Annotated in this window: 13 protein-coding genes; 11 read left to right on the top strand and 2 right to left on the bottom strand. The window is 71.8% G+C overall.

From position 1 onward, the window contains the following. The first annotated feature begins 73 nt into the window (after nt 1-73). The 4 genes from EIL87_RS15980 to EIL87_RS15965 all read left to right on the top strand — a co-directional run bounded on the left by EIL87_RS15980 (nt 74) and on the right by EIL87_RS15965 (nt 2559). Nucleotides 74-538, top strand: coding sequence for a lipid droplet-associated protein (locus tag EIL87_RS15980; RefSeq protein WP_125091334.1), 465 nt, complete (start codon nt 74-76; stop codon nt 536-538). A 135-nt stretch (nt 539-673) separates the two neighbouring features. Beyond that, the gene (gene xseA, locus EIL87_RS15975; protein ID WP_125091333.1) at nt 674-1897 is read left to right on the top strand and encodes an exodeoxyribonuclease VII large subunit; all 1224 of its coding nucleotides are present in this window, start codon (nt 674-676) and stop codon (nt 1895-1897) included. 15 nt (nt 1898-1912) lie between these two features. After that, nucleotides 1913-2308, top strand: coding sequence for a hypothetical protein (locus tag EIL87_RS15970; RefSeq protein ID WP_125091332.1), 396 nt, complete (start codon nt 1913-1915; stop codon nt 2306-2308). After that, nucleotides 2305-2559 (top strand): exodeoxyribonuclease VII small subunit, encoded by a 255-nt coding sequence (locus tag EIL87_RS15965; RefSeq protein WP_125091331.1) that lies wholly within the window; start codon nt 2305-2307, stop codon nt 2557-2559. Before EIL87_RS15970 ends, EIL87_RS15965 begins: the two co-directional genes overlap by 4 nt. Before the next feature lie 702 nt (nt 2560-3261). Here EIL87_RS15965 and EIL87_RS15960 read toward each other — a convergent pair. Further along, a complete protein-coding gene (locus EIL87_RS15960) occupies nt 3262-3855 on the bottom strand; it encodes a DUF4245 domain-containing protein (protein ID WP_125091330.1) in 594 nt (197 codons plus the stop codon). Between the two features lie 176 nt (nt 3856-4031). On the opposite strand from EIL87_RS15960, the gene glpX reads away from it, so the two are divergent. Together glpX and EIL87_RS15950 are read left to right on the top strand one after the other, a co-directional pair. Next, a complete protein-coding gene (gene glpX / locus EIL87_RS15955) occupies nt 4032-5042 on the top strand; it encodes a class II fructose-bisphosphatase (RefSeq protein ID WP_233576289.1) in 1011 nt (336 codons plus the stop codon). Between the two features lie 196 nt (nt 5043-5238). After that, a complete protein-coding gene (locus tag EIL87_RS15950; protein ID WP_125091328.1) occupies nt 5239-5985 on the top strand; it encodes a S1 family peptidase in 747 nt (248 codons plus the stop codon). Nucleotides 5986-6034: 49 nt separating this feature from the next. Here EIL87_RS15950 and EIL87_RS15945 read toward each other — a convergent pair whose 3' ends face one another. Next, on the bottom strand, nt 6035-7015 hold the full coding sequence (locus EIL87_RS15945) for an NAD(P)/FAD-dependent oxidoreductase (protein WP_125091327.1): 981 nt from the start codon (nt 7013-7015) through the stop codon (nt 6035-6037). A 177-nt stretch (nt 7016-7192) separates the two neighbouring features. Here EIL87_RS15945 and EIL87_RS15940 point away from each other — a divergent pair, with 177 nt between their 5' ends. From EIL87_RS15940 to EIL87_RS15920, 5 genes are all read left to right on the top strand, one after another. After that, nucleotides 7193-7966: a S1 family peptidase gene (locus EIL87_RS15940; protein ID WP_125091326.1), complete on the top strand. Its 774-nt coding sequence runs from the start codon at nt 7193-7195 to the stop codon at nt 7964-7966. A gap of 152 nt (nt 7967-8118) precedes the next feature. After that, entirely contained in the window at nt 8119-9513 is a 1395-nt protein-coding gene (locus EIL87_RS15935) for a class II fumarate hydratase (RefSeq protein ID WP_125091325.1), read from the top strand. A 142-nt stretch (nt 9514-9655) separates the two neighbouring features. Further along, complete coding sequence (locus EIL87_RS15930; RefSeq protein ID WP_125091324.1) at nt 9656-11170, top strand: ATP-dependent DNA ligase; 1515 nt, start codon at nt 9656-9658, stop codon at nt 11168-11170. A gap of 12 nt (nt 11171-11182) precedes the next feature. Further along, nucleotides 11183-11596, top strand: a complete 414-nt coding sequence (locus tag EIL87_RS15925) for a DUF4288 domain-containing protein (protein ID WP_125091323.1) — start codon at nt 11183-11185, stop codon at nt 11594-11596. 179 nt (nt 11597-11775) lie between these two features. Continuing rightward, entirely contained in the window at nt 11776-13215 is a 1440-nt protein-coding gene (locus EIL87_RS15920; protein ID WP_125091322.1) for a GuaB1 family IMP dehydrogenase-related protein, read from the top strand. Nucleotides 13216-13426: the final 211 nt, after the last annotated feature.

Raw genomic sequence — 13426 nt, 5'->3', positions numbered from 1 at the left:
GGACGCCGGGTTCCGGTCACATTCCGCCCTCGAACTGATGGCCCGGCGACCGGTTGTGCGGCAGGCTGGGCGCATGTCAGGTTTCCCCCTTCCGGTGCGGGTGGCCGCCGGGCTCGCGGCCACCGCCGTCGAACAGGCCCGCAGCCTCCCGACCACGCTCCTGGGCCTGCCCGTGACCGTGGCCAGCCAGACGTTGCAAGCGTCGATGCGCGTCCAGCAGCACATCACCGAACTCGCGATCAAGGGCGATGAGGCGCTCTCGGCGCTGCGCACGCCCGAGGAGCAGCCGTCCTGGGCGACGTTCGACGAGGACGTCGTCCCGGAACCGGCACCCGCACCGGTGGCGGAGCCGAAGCCGGAAGGGACCTCGCTGCTCGCCGAGTACGACGAGATGAGCCTGCCCCAGCTGCGCGGTCGCCTGCGCTCGTTCAGCGAAGCCGACCTCGTCGAGCTGCTCGCGCACGAGGAGCGCACCGCCCAGCGCCCGGAGCACGTCCGGATGCTCACCAACCGCCTCACCCGCCTGCGCGAGCAGTAGGCGCTGACCTCCTCACCAGGCCCGGCACCCGCCCTGCGGGGCGGACCGCTGGGGCCGACGTGCTCCGGCGGCCCCGGTTCCGCCACTTGCAACGCCGAGCAGAATGGGCCCCGGAGCAATCACCGAGGAGGAACGCTGACTTCGCCGACTAGTCCCGAGGAGCCGTGGCCGGTACGGACGGTGGCCCGCAAGATCGCCGAGTGGATCAACCGGCTCGGCCAGATCTGGGTCGAAGGGCAGATCACCCAGATCTCGATGCGGCCCGGCGCGCAGACGGCGTTCCTGACGCTGCGCGACCCCTCCGCCGACGTGTCGCTGACCCTGACCTGCTCGGCCTCGCTGCTGCGGGCGATGGACCCGCCGCTGACCGACGGCAGCCGGGTCGTGGTGCACGGCAAACCGACGTTCTTCGTCGGCCGCGGCACGCTGAGCCTGCGGGTCGACGAGATCAGGGCGGTGGGCATCGGTGAGCTGCTGGCCCGCATCGAACGGCTCCGCCAGCTGCTCAAGACCGAAGGGCTGTTCGACCCGGCGCGCAAGCGGCCGCTGCCGTTCCTGCCGAACCGGGTCGGGCTGATCACCGGTCGCGCCTCGGCCGCCGAGCACGACGTGCTGACCAACGCCCAGCTGCGCTGGCCCGCCGTGCAGTTCGAGATCCGCAACGTCGCCGTGCAGGGCACCAACGCCGTGCCGCAGATCCTGCCCGCGCTGCAGGAGCTCGACCGGCTGCCCGAGGTCGACGTCATCGTGATGGCACGCGGCGGCGGCAGCGTGGAGGACCTGCTGCCGTTCTCCGACGAAGCGCTGTGCCGGGCGGTCGCGGCCTGCCGGACCCCCGTGGTCAGCGCGATCGGGCACGAACCGGACTCGCCGCTGCTCGACCACGTGGCCGACGTGCGCTGCTCCACCCCGACCGGTGCGGGCAAGCGCGTGGTGCCGGACGTGGCCGAGGAGGGCCAGCGCATCCACCAGCTGCGCGACCGGGCGCGGCGTGCGCTGCACGGATGGGTGGACCGGGAGCGCAGGCTGCTCGACCAGCTGCGCAGCCGACCGGTGCTCGCCGACCCGCACGGCCCGCTGCAGCAGCGCTCCGAGCAGGTCGCGATGCTGCGCGAGCGCTCCCGCCGGGCCATGAGCGCGGTGCTCACCGCGGAGGGGCATGCGGTGAACGCCACTCGATCACGCTTGACGACCCTGGGCCCTGCGGCCACGCTGGCTCGTGGATACGCGATCGTGCAGCGCATCGAGGAGACCGACGAGGTCGACGGCGTGCTGCGCTCCGTCGACGACGCGCCCGCGGGCACCCGGCTGCGGGTCCGGCTCGCCGACGGCGCGGTCCACGCCGTCGTACCTGACTGACCAAGGACGTCCACCGTGCACCCGAAGCAGGAGCCCTCGTTCCTCCCCCTCACCGTGGGCGCGGCGCGCACCGCGGAGCGGGCGGGCGAGGTCCGGCGCTGCGCCGAGGCCGCCGACGCCACGGCCGCGGGCACGTGGGCCGCGCTGCTCGGCGGGTGCGACTCGGCGGAGCGCAAGGACCTGCCCGGACGCCTGCGCGCCCTGGTCGACGCGACCTCGGGGTACGTGGGCCCCGCCTGGTGGGAGGCGTCAGCCCACCGACGTAGGGTCGCGGAAGCGCAGTTGCGCATCAACGACGCGGTGCGCGAAGGCGACGGCGCCGAGTTCGCCGAGGCGTTCGTCGGCTACGACCAGGCGATCGCCACCGCGGTGGTGTCCGTGCGAACGAATGTGGAGAGCCCTACCCCGTGACCGAGAACCAGCAGGACGAGCACTTCGACCCGATCGCCGAGCACCCGGAGGTCGCCGAGCTCGGGTACGAAGCGGCCCGCGACCAGCTGGCCGAGGTCGTCAAGCAGCTCGAGGCGGGCGGGTTGTCCCTGGAGGACTCGCTGGCCCTGTGGGAGAAGGGCGAAGCCCTGGCCGCGGTCTGCGAACGCCACCTCGCCGGCGCCCGCGAACGCGTCGAACGCGCCCTCGCCTCCGTCGAAGACGACGGCTGACCTCGGCTCACAGCAACGGTCACGTCTCGCGTTCGACCCGAAGTCCAAGCCTCGAACTTCGCGAGAACTTCGACGACGACGCCGCGGCGCACCACCACGCACGGACCCTCGTGACGAGGTCCCGCCAAGGCCCGTGGGGTAGCGGTGGCCTGTGAGGTCGCGTGCCCTGTGGGGTCACGGTGGTGTGCGAGGACGCGTGGCCTGTGAGTCGCGTGCCCTGTGGGGTCACGGTGGTCAGCGGGGATGTGGAGACTGGCGTGCGGCTCCATCCTGAAGGCTCCGACCAGCAACGTTCGAACTTCGCGCGAAACTCGACCGCGACGTCCGAGCCTCGAACTTCGCGCGAACTCCGAAGACGTCGACGAGGCGCGTGACCACGCGGTGGGTCTCGCGGCGGGGTGCGCCAAGGTTCGTGGAGTCGCGTGGCCTGGGGAAGCACGGTGGTCTGCGGGGACGCGAAGACGTGGGGACTGGCGTGCGGTCTCGCCGCTCCTCGAGGCCCCGACTCGCAACGTTCGAACTTCGCGCGAAGTTCGACCTCGAAGTTCGGGCCTCGAACTTCGCGCGAAGTTCGAGGGGGTCGCCCTGGCGCGTGTCCACGGACGGAGGGCCCGTGCCGGGGTGGCCCGAGGTTCACGTGGTGGCGTCGAGACTTGAGCGTCACGTGGGTCTGGACGGGTCCAGATCCCCCGCCACAGGAGGTCAGCGGACTTCGGGGGCCCTCAGCGCTGCCTCGGCGAGCTGGGCGAACTCCGGTGCTGCGCCGTTGCCGGTGATCAGCAGTCGCACGCCGTCCTTGTCGGTCACCCAGGCCTGCTCGTCGCGGACGCCCTGGTAGCGGACCCACTGGCGGCCTCCGGCCTCGATGGTGCCCAGCGCCTGCGGCGGCACCTCCGTCTCGCCGGTGACCAGCTCCTCCTCGGCGGCGGTCGACTGCGCCAGCCGCAGGTAGTGCCCGCCGCCGGTCAGCCAGCCAACGCGCACCACCTCGGTGTGCGAAGGCAGCGTCGTGCTGTTGCTGGAGTTGGCCCGCCAGTCCGCGGGCAGCTGCGGTTCCACGACCGGGAAGTCGACCCCGGCGGCAGCGCCCTCGAGCTCGGCGCGGACGTCGACGGTCGGCACCGACCCGCTGTCGATGGTCGGGCCGGTCGGGGTGAACGAGCACTGCGTGAACAGACCGGCGACGCCGAACGAGACCAGCACCAGCGGAAGGATGGCGAACAGCATCGCCGACATCGTCCGGGGTGGACGGGACGGAGCCGGTTGCTGGTTGCGGGGTTCAGCCACGACACCCATGCTCTCACCGGGCGCACCGCAGCTCAGCGGGCAGGGCCGGGGGGAGTGGGCTGCCCCACGCGAATGATCCCCCAACCCCGATGATCTGGGAAGATCGCAGGCAATCAGCCTGAGCGCGGGGTGTTTCCCGCCGGTCTCGGGCGGTACCGACGATGCCTCACAACGGGGAGGGCGCGATGACGCAACGACACCCGGAAGCACCCGATCGCAACCTGGCCATGGAACTCGTCCGCGTGACCGAGGCCGCCGCCATGGCGGGCGGCCGCTGGGTCGGCCGCGGGGACAAGAACGCGGGTGACGGAGCCGCGGTGGACGCCATGCGCAAGCTCATCGGCAGCGTGTCGATGCGCGGCGTGGTGGTCATCGGCGAGGGTGAGAAGGACGAAGCCCCGATGCTCTACAACGGCGAGGAGGTCGGCAACGGCGAAGGCCCGGAGGTCGACGTCGCCGTCGACCCCATCGACGGGACGACGCTGCTCAGCAAGGGCATGCCGAACGCGCTGTCGGTGCTCGCCGTGTCCGAGCGCGGCACCATGTTCGACCCCTCTGCGGTGTTCTACATGGAGAAGATGGCGGTCGGCCCGGAGGCCGCGGGCGTCATCGACATCAGCGCCCCGATCGCCGAGAACGTCCGCCGGGTCGCCAAGGCCAAGCAGGTCGACGTCTCCGACGTGACGGTGTGCGTGCTGGACCGCCCGCGGCACGACCAGCTGGTCAAGGAGGTGCGCGAGGCCGGCGCCCGCGTGCAGTTCATCTCCGACGGCGACGTGGCGGGTGCGATCGCGGCGGCCCGGCCGGACAGCGGCGTGGACATGTTGCTGGGCATCGGCGGCACCCCGGAGGGCATCATCGCGGCGTGCGCCCTGAAGTGCCTCGACGGTGAGATCCAGGGCCGGTTGTGGCCGCGCGACGACGAGGAGCGGGAGAAGCTGCGCGAGGCGGGCCACGACCCGGACAAGGTCCTGACCACCTCGGACCTGGTGCGCGGCGACAACATGTTCTTCGTGGCCACCGGCATCACCGACGGCGCGCTGCTGCGCGGCGTGCACTACCGCGCCGACCGGTGCACCACGCAGTCCATCGTGATGCGGTCGAAGTCGGGCACGACGCGCGTCGTCGACGCCTCGCACAAGCTGGCCAAGCTGCGTGAGTACGCCAACGTGGACCTCGGCTCGTCCGGCGAGTAGTCGTCCCGATGGGGAAACCGGGAAAAACCTCCCGCACCCACCTCTGACAGGGCGGTGACCTGCGGCTCGGCCGCGGGTCACCGCCCTCGTCGCGTGCGCTCTACGACCTTCGTGGGTACGCCCGCCCGAACGGCGCGGTTAGCGTCTCCGGCCAGCCGGCCTTCGGAGCCGGGGAACCCCGGAGGATTCGACTCAGATGCGCATTCGTTCGGTTCTCATCTCCGCGGTCGCCGCGGTCAGCGCCGTGGGCGCGATGAGCATGCCCGCCGTTGCGGCCGGTGACGACGTCGACCCGCTGATCGTGGGTGGGCACGACGCGACCGAGACCTACTCGTTCATGGTGTCGCTGCAGCAGCAGGGCAGCCACCTCTGCGGTGGCGCGCTGATCAAGCCGGACTGGGTGGTGACGGCGGCGCACTGCGTGCAGAGCGGCGGTGACTTCACGGTCCGGGTCGGCAGCAACGACAACACCAGCGGCGGCGAGGAAGCCGCCGTGACCGCGACGCAGGTGCACGACAGCGCCGACCTGGCGGTGCTGCAGCTGGACAAGCAGCTCAGCGCTGCGCCGATCTCGATCGCCGCGGAGTCGGGCGCCACCGGCGCCGAGACGCGCATCATCGGCTGGGGCCAGACCTGCCCGGAGAGCGGCTGCGGCGAGGTTCCGACGAACCTGCAGGAGCTCGACACCAGCATCGTCGACGACGCCGACTGCACCGGCATCGACGGCGCGGGCGAGATCTGCACCGACAACCCGGGCGGCACGACCGGCGCCTGCTACGGCGACTCGGGCGGCCCGCAGATCAAGGGCACCCAGGGAAGCTGGGAGCTGATCGGTGCGACGAGCCGCTCCGGCAACGGCGACTCCACCTGCGCCACCGGTCCGTCGATCTACACCGACGTGACCGCCTTCGCCGACTGGATCAGCTCCAACACCGGCAGCTGATCTCTCCCCCGACGCGGCACCCGGCGACCCCCACGTCCCGGGTGCCGCTTCACGTCAGGTTCGTGGAGTGCCCGGGGAACAGGTGGGCGTCGGGGTTGAGCTCCACGGCGATGTTGTTGACCGCCGTCGCGGCCTCCCCGAACCCGGTGGCGATGAGCTTGACCTTGCCGGGGTAGGCGGCGACGTCACCCGCCGCGTAGACCCGGGGCCTGTTGGTCCGCATCGTGGTGTCGACCAGGATGGACCGCTTCTCCAGGGCCAGCCCCCACCCTTCGATCGGGCCGAGGTCAGCGGTGAATCCCAGTGCTGCGACGACGGTTTGCGCGGGAAGCACGCGGCGGTCGCCTTCGACGTCGATCTCGACTTCGCTGAGTCCGCGCTCGTCGCCCCGGATTTCGGACACCTCGGCGGGCACGACCAGCGGAACGCCGAGCTCCTCGACCTTCGAGACCAGGCCGGCGTGGGCGCGGAACCGGGTTCGCCGGTGGACCAGCGTCACGCTGCGGGCCACCGGGTGCAGCGCCAGCGCCCAGTCGAACGCCGAGTCCCCGCCACCGACGACCACGACGTCGTGCCCGTCGTGCGCGGACAGCTCGGGGATGAAGTGCACGAGACCGCGGCCGGCCCACTCGTCGCCGGCCGGCAGCGGTCGCGGGCTGAACTCGCCGATCCCGGCGGTGATCAGCACCGCGCGCGCCCGCACCCGGTCGCCCTCGCCGACGTCGACCAGCAGACCGTCGTCCACATCGGACAGCGACACCGCGGGGCGACCCAGCAGGAAGAGCGGCCCGTACTGCTCGGCCTGTTCGACCAGCGAGGCGACCAGGTCACGGCCGCGGACCGCGGGGAACCCGGCCACGTCGAAGATCATCTTCTCCGGGTACATCGCGGTGACCTGACCACCTGGTTCCGGCAGCGCGTCCACCAGCGCTACCGACATCCCGCGAAAACCCGCGTAGTAGGCGGCGAACAGGCCTGTCGGCCCCGCGCCCACCACCAGCAGATCGAGCTCGTGCTCCATCTCGGCCATCCCGTCGCCGGCACTGTGGTACGGATCTCAGGCTAGTCGGGTCCGGCCCCCTCTGTCCGCTGCGCTCGACCACTCCCCCGATCAGCCCACACCGGCTGCGCGCGCGGCGGTACCTGGTGCTGCACCTCACCCCTAACTTCCGGGTGAAAGGGGATCACGTCGGGGAGGGGAATCTTTGTGAAGAAGTCGTCCGCGGTGCTCAGCGGCATCGCAGCACTCGCGCTGAGCGCCGGTTTCGCACCGGCCGCACAAGCCATCGACAACCCGGGCGCACTGATCACCGGTGGTCACGAGGCCACCGAGTCCTACGAGTGGATGGCGTCGTTGCAGCGGGCCGACTCGCACAGCTGCGGGGCCTCCCTGATCGACGCGCAGTGGGTGCTCACCGCCGCGCACTGCGTGGTGGACACGGCTCCGGCCGACCTCGGGCTGCGCATCGGCAGCCCGACCTGGAACAGCGGCGGCACCGAGGCCGGCGTGTCGGAGGTCGTGGTGCACCCGGACTACGAGACCAAGAGCCCCAACGGCGACATCGCCCTGCTGAAGCTGGACAAGGCGGTACCGCAGACGCCGATCGAGCTCGCCGGATCCTCCGGTGAGGCGGCCACGCCGTCGCGCATCATCGGCTGGGGCGTCACCTGCCCGGTGCGCGGCTGCGGTCAGCCGCCGGAGCAGCTGCAGGAGCTGGACACCAACGTCGCGCCCGACTCGGCGTGCACGCTGAGCTCGATCGACGCGGCCACCGAGATCTGCACCTCGAGCAACGAGCTGCTGGCCAACGCCTGCTTCGGCGACTCCGGCGGCCCGCAGCTGGAGGGCACCCCGGGCGATTGGAAGCTGACCGGCGTGACCAGCCGCCTCGGCAGCCCGGTCCCGGTCTGCGGCACGGCGCCCTCGGTCTACACCGACGCCACCGCCTACGCGGACTGGATTTCCGCCACGATCAGCTGATCCTCGAACGAGGCCCGCTCCCGCACGGCGGGGGCGGGCCTTGTCAGATCAGCCACCTAGATCGTTCCAGAACGGCCTCCACCCCGGGGCGGAGCCGACCGGTGGGGCGCGCCACGCTGACCCGGACCGCTGATCAGCGGGACACTTCGCCCATGGCTGATACCCAATACCGGATCGAACGCGACACGATGGGCGAGGTCCAGGTCCCCGCCGACGCCCTCTACCGGGCGCAGACCCAGCGGGCCGTGGAGAACTTCCCGATCTCCGGCCGCGGCCTGGAGCGCGCGCAGATCCGCGCGCTCGGCCTGCTCAAGGCCGCCACCGCCCGGGTCAACGGACGGTTGGGCGTGCTCGACGCCGAGGTCGCCGAGGCCATCGCCCGCGCCGCCGACGAGGTCGCCGAAGGCGCGCACGACGACCACTTCCCGATCGACGTCTTCCAGACCGGCTCGGGCACGTCGTCGAACATGAACGCCAACGAGGTCATCGCGACCCTCGCCTCGCGAGAGCTCGGCCGTGACGTGCACCCGAACGACCACGTCAACGCCTCGCAATCGTCCAACGACACGTTCCCGACGACGATCCACGTCGCCGCCACCGAGGCCGTGATCACCGACGTCATCCCGGCGCTGGAGCACCTGGCGAACACCGTCGAGGGCCGGGCCGCGGAGTGGACCGAGGTCGTCAAGTCCGGCCGCACGCACCTGATGGACGCCGTTCCGATCACGCTGGCGCAGGAGGCCGGCGCGTGGGCCTCGCAGGTCCGCTACGGCGTCGAGCGGCTGCGCAGCGGGCTGCCGCGGCTGGGTGAGCTGCCCATCGGCGGCACCGCCGTCGGCTCCGGGCTCAACGCGCCCGAGGGCTTCGGCAAGGGCGTCGCCGAGGAGCTGGCGCGGGTCACCGGTCTGCCGCTGACCGAGGCCCGCGACCACTTCGAGGCCCAGTCCGCGCAGGACTCGGTCGTGGAGACCTCCGGTCACCTGCGCACCGTGGCCGTGAGCCTCACCAAGGTCGCCAACGACCTCCGCTGGCTGGGCTCGGGGCCGCGCGCCGGGCTGGCCGAGCTGGCGCTGCCGGACCTGCAGCCGGGCTCGTCGATCATGCCGGGCAAGGTCAACCCGGTGATCCCGGAAGCGACGCTGCAGGTCGTCGCCCAGGTCATCGGCAACGACGCGGCCGTGGCCTTCGCCGGGTCGCAGGGCAACTTCCAGCTCAACGTGATGCTGCCGGTGATCGCCCGCAACGTGCTGGAGTCGGCGCGGCTGCTCTCGGCGGTCTCACGCCAGCTCGCGGACAAGGTCTTCGCCGACGTGCAGGTCAACGTCGAGCAGGCCCGCGCCTACGCCGAGGGGTCGCCGTCGATCGTCACGCCGCTCAACCGCTACATCGGCTACGAGGACGCGGCGGCGATCGCCAAGCAGGCCCTCAAGGAGCGCAAGAGCATCCGCGAGGTCGTCATCGAGCGTGGCCACGTCGACAACGGCAAGCTCACGCTCGAGCAGCTCGACGAGGCCCTCGACGTCCTCCGCATGGCCAACGGCGGCTGACACGCCCTCGTGGTGGAGGCCTCAGCCTCCACCAGCCCGGTGGGCGCGGAAATCCTGGTCAGAGGCGTCTCGTGCCCGCCGGGGCCGGGGAGGGCCCGGCGACGCGTCGCCGGGGTGCCGGTGGTGCGCGCACCATGGAGCCATGGTGCTGCTCTCGGACGTCGTCGCGGTCTCGGCCGAGGTCGCGGCGACGTCGTCGCGCAAGGCCAAGACCACCGCCCTCGCCGGACTGCTCCGGCGGCTGGACCCGCCGGAGGTCGCGACCGCGACCGCGCTGCTGGCCGGTGAGCTCCCCGGCGGGCGGGCCGGGGTCGGCTGGTCCACCTTGTCCTCCCTGCAGGTCGAACCCGCGTCCGAACCGACGCTCGGCATCAGCGACGTGGCCGCCGCGATCGACGAGGTGCGGTCGATCAGCGGCTCCGGTTCCGGGCAGCGCCGGGCCGAATCGCTCACCGGGATCCTGGGTCGGGCCACCGCGGACGAGCAGTGGTTCCTCATCCGGCTCTTCGGCGGCGAGCTCCGGCAAGGCGCGCTCGAAGGTGTGATGGCCGAGGCCATCGCGGCCGCCGCCGAGGTGCGGACCGAGTCCGTGCGTCGCGCGATCATGCTCTCCGGCAGACTTCCGGGGACCGCCGAAGCGGCGTTGAGCGGCGGCGAGCCCGCCCTCGCCGAGTTCCACCTGGAGCTCGGCCGCCCGATCCGGCCGATGCTGGCCTCACCGGCCGCAACGCTCGACGCCGCGCTGGGCGAGCTCAGCGAGTGCAGCGTCGAGTACAAGCTCGACGGGGCGCGCATCCAGGTCCACCGCGACGGCGACGAGGTGCGCGTCTACACCCGCACCCTGCGCGAGATCACCCGCAACGTCGCTGAGCTCGTGGACCTGGTGCGCGGCTTGGACTGCCGCTCGGTGGTGCTCGACGGCGAGACGCTGGCGCTCGACGACGCCGGGCGTCCTCGCCCGTTCCAGGAGACGATGGCCCGCTTCGGCGCCCAGGAAGAGCGCGCCGAGCTGCTGCACCCCTACTTCTTCGACTGCCTGCACCTGGACGGCACCGACCTGCTCGACCTCCCGCTGCGCGACCGGTTGAAGGCGTTGGAGCAGGTGGCGGGCGCCTACCGGATCCCGGGGGTGCTCACCCCCACGCCGGAGGCCGCCTCCGCGCTGTTCGACGACGCGCTGGCCCACGGCCACGAAGGCGTGGTCGTCAAGGACCTCACGTCCCCGTACGCGGCGGGCCGGCGCGGCAAGGCGTGGCGGAAGGTCAAGCCCGAGCACACGCTCGACCTGGTCGTGCTGGCAGCCGAGTGGGGGCACGGACGCCGCAGCGGCTACCTGTCGAACCTGCACCTCGGCGCCCGGGACCCGGACGGCGGACCGCCGATCATGGTGGGCAAGACGTTCAAGGGCCTCACCGACGAGCTGCTGGCCTGGCAGACCGCCGAGTTCCAGCAGCGCGCCACCCGCGAGGAGGGCTACACCGTGCACGTCGTGCCGGAGCTGGTGGTGGAGGTCGAGCTCGACGGGGTGCAGACCAGCACCCGCTACCCCGGCGGCGTCGCGCTGCGCTTCGCCCGGGTGCTGCGCTACCGGCCGGACAAGGACGCCGCCGAGGCCGACACCATCGAGGCGGTGCGCGGCATGCTCCGCGGCGGGTGAGATCCTGGGGGCATGAGCAGCGAGGACTTCGAATCCGTCGGTTCGATCGACATCGGTCCGGGCACCATCGACCCGCGCGACTTCCAGCAGCGCTCGGCCTCGGTGGAGCTCGACCACTACGTCGCCGTGCTCCTGCTGGAGGCCGAGTCGGAGGGACAGCCGCCGCTCTACGAGGAGTCGTTCGTCCTGCTCACGGCCGAGTCCGCGGAGGAGGCCACCGAGAAGGCCAAGGAGTGCGGCAAGCAGCAGGAGACCAGCTACGAGGACGAGAACCACCGGCAGGTCACCTGGCGCCTCAAGCACATCGTCGAGGTCAAGCCGCTCGAAGACGCCACCTTCGACGACGGCACCGAGCTCTTCAGCCGCTTCTTCCGCAACCACGAGGCGTACCGGTCGCTCGACCTGCTCACCGAGGACGAGGTCTGAGCGCGGCCTCAGGTGCGGGACTCAGCCGCCGCAGGTGTCGAGCGGCTTCGTGGCGAGCACGCCGGGACGGCGCGGGGCCCGGAGCCGCTGTGCTCTCCCCTCCCGGTGGTCCTGCCACCCGCCGCCACGCAGAGCGGTGAACTGACCATCACCTCCCTCGGCACGTAGTGTGGTGAGACGTGCAGTTCTTGAACGGGCAGCAGCCCCTCACCGACCTGACCTACGACGACGTCTTCCTGGCGCCTCGGCGCTCCGGAGTCGAGTCGCGATTCGACGTCGACCTGGCGACCAGCGACGGCACCGGCACGACCCTGCCGATCGTCGTCGCGAACATGACCGCCGTCGCCGGCCGCCGGATGGCCGAGACCCTGGCACGACGCGGGGGCCTGGTGGTCCTGCCGCAGGACGTCGCCCCGAACGCCGTCGCCGAGATCGTGTCCTGGGTGAAGTCCCGGCACCCGCTGTGGGACACCCCGCTGGCGTTGCACGCCGACGACGCGGTCGCCGACGCCCTCAACCTGCTGCCCAAGCGCGCGCACGGTGCGCTGGTGGTGGTCGACGACGAGGACAAGCCGCTCGGCGTCGTCGACGAAGCCGCCTGCACCGGCGTGGACCGGTTCGCGCGGATCAGCGAGGTCGCCGACTCCCACCCGGTGGTGCTGCCGCTGGAGACCGACTCGCGCGCGGTCTTCGAGCAGCTGCACAAGCAGGGCCGGGACGTGGCGATCGCGGTCGACGCCACCGGACGGCTCGCCGGGATCATGACCAAGAAGGGCGCCCTGCGCGCCGCCATCTACACCCCCGCCCTCGACGCCGAGGGACGCCTGCGGGTGGCCGCTGCGATCGGCGTGAACGGCGACGTCGCCGCCAAGGCCTCCGCGCTGCTCTCCGCCGGGGTGGACACGCTGGTGGTCGACACCGCGCACGGCCACCAGGAGAAGATGGTGGCCGCGCTCAGGGCCGTCCGCTCCGCCGACCCGTCCGTTCCGGTCGTCGCGGGCAACGTGGTGACCGCTGAGGGTGTGCGCGACCTGGTCGAAGCCGGTGCCGACGTCGTCAAGGTCGGTGTCGGGCCGGGCGCGATGTGCACGACGCGGATGATGACCGGGGTCGGCCGCCCGCAGTTCTCCGCCGTCGCCGAGTGCGCGGCCGAGGCCCGCAGGCTCGGCAAGCACGTGTGGGCCGACGGCGGCGTCCGGCACCCGCGCGACGTGGCTTTGGCGCTGGCCGCCGGGGCCTCTTCGGTGATGGTCGGGTCGTGGTTCGCCGGGACCTACGAGTCCCCCGGCGACCTGCAGCGCGACGAGCACGGCCGCGCCTACAAGGAGTCCTTCGGCATGGCCTCCAAGCGCGCGGTCTCGGCCCGGACCCGCACCGACAGCGCCTACGACCAGGCGCGCAAGGGGCTGTTCGAGGAGGGGATCTCCAGCTCCCGAATGCGGATCGACCCGCAGAACCCGGGCGTGGAGGACCTCCTCGACCAGATCACCTCGGGCGTGCGCTCCGCCTGCACCTACGCGGGCGCCCACACCCTGGAGGAGTTCCACGAGCGCGCCGTGGTCGGCTTCCAGTCAGCCGCCGGCTTCGCCGAAGGTCGCCCACTCCCCTCAGGCTGGTGACGCTCGAACTCCGCGCGAAGTCCCACCCGCGAGGCTCCCCTCGAACATCGCGAGAACCTCGAGGGGAGCCTCCGGCCGCACTTCGCGCGGAGTGGCCTTCCTCCAGTGCCCGACGGCGTCGAGCCTTCTCGCTCCTCGCACGGCGAAGACCGCCCGAGCGCGCTTCTCCCCAGGTCAGCCGGGCGACGTCCGAACTTCGCGCGAGGTTCGA

The sequence above is a fragment of the Saccharopolyspora rhizosphaerae genome (genome assembly GCF_003931915.1).
Taxonomy (GTDB): Bacteria; Actinomycetota; Actinomycetes; order Mycobacteriales; family Pseudonocardiaceae; genus Saccharopolyspora; species Saccharopolyspora rhizosphaerae.
This window is presented reverse-complemented; position numbering and strand designations above follow the sequence as displayed.

Bases quoted from the DNA above. Each gene is read 5' to 3' on its own strand.
- EIL87_RS15945 (WP_125091327.1), bottom strand. From the start codon at position 7,015: ATGGCCGAGATGGAGCACGAGCTCGATCTGCTGGTGGTGGGCGCGGGG.
- EIL87_RS15925 (WP_125091323.1), top strand. From the start codon at position 11,183: ATGAGCAGCGAGGACTTCGAATCCGTCGGTTCGATCGACATCGGTCCG.
- EIL87_RS15935 (WP_125091325.1), top strand. From the start codon at position 8,119: ATGGCTGATACCCAATACCGGATCGAACGCGACACGATGGGCGAGGTC.
- EIL87_RS15960 (WP_125091330.1), bottom strand. From the start codon at position 3,855: ATGGGTGTCGTGGCTGAACCCCGCAACCAGCAACCGGCTCCGTCCCGT.
- EIL87_RS15950 (WP_125091328.1), top strand. From the start codon at position 5,239: ATGCGCATTCGTTCGGTTCTCATCTCCGCGGTCGCCGCGGTCAGCGCC.
- glpX (WP_233576289.1), top strand. From the start codon at position 4,032: ATGACGCAACGACACCCGGAAGCACCCGATCGCAACCTGGCCATGGAA.
- EIL87_RS15930 (WP_125091324.1), top strand. From the start codon at position 9,656: ATGGTGCTGCTCTCGGACGTCGTCGCGGTCTCGGCCGAGGTCGCGGCG.
- EIL87_RS15980 (WP_125091334.1), top strand. From the start codon at position 74: ATGTCAGGTTTCCCCCTTCCGGTGCGGGTGGCCGCCGGGCTCGCGGCC.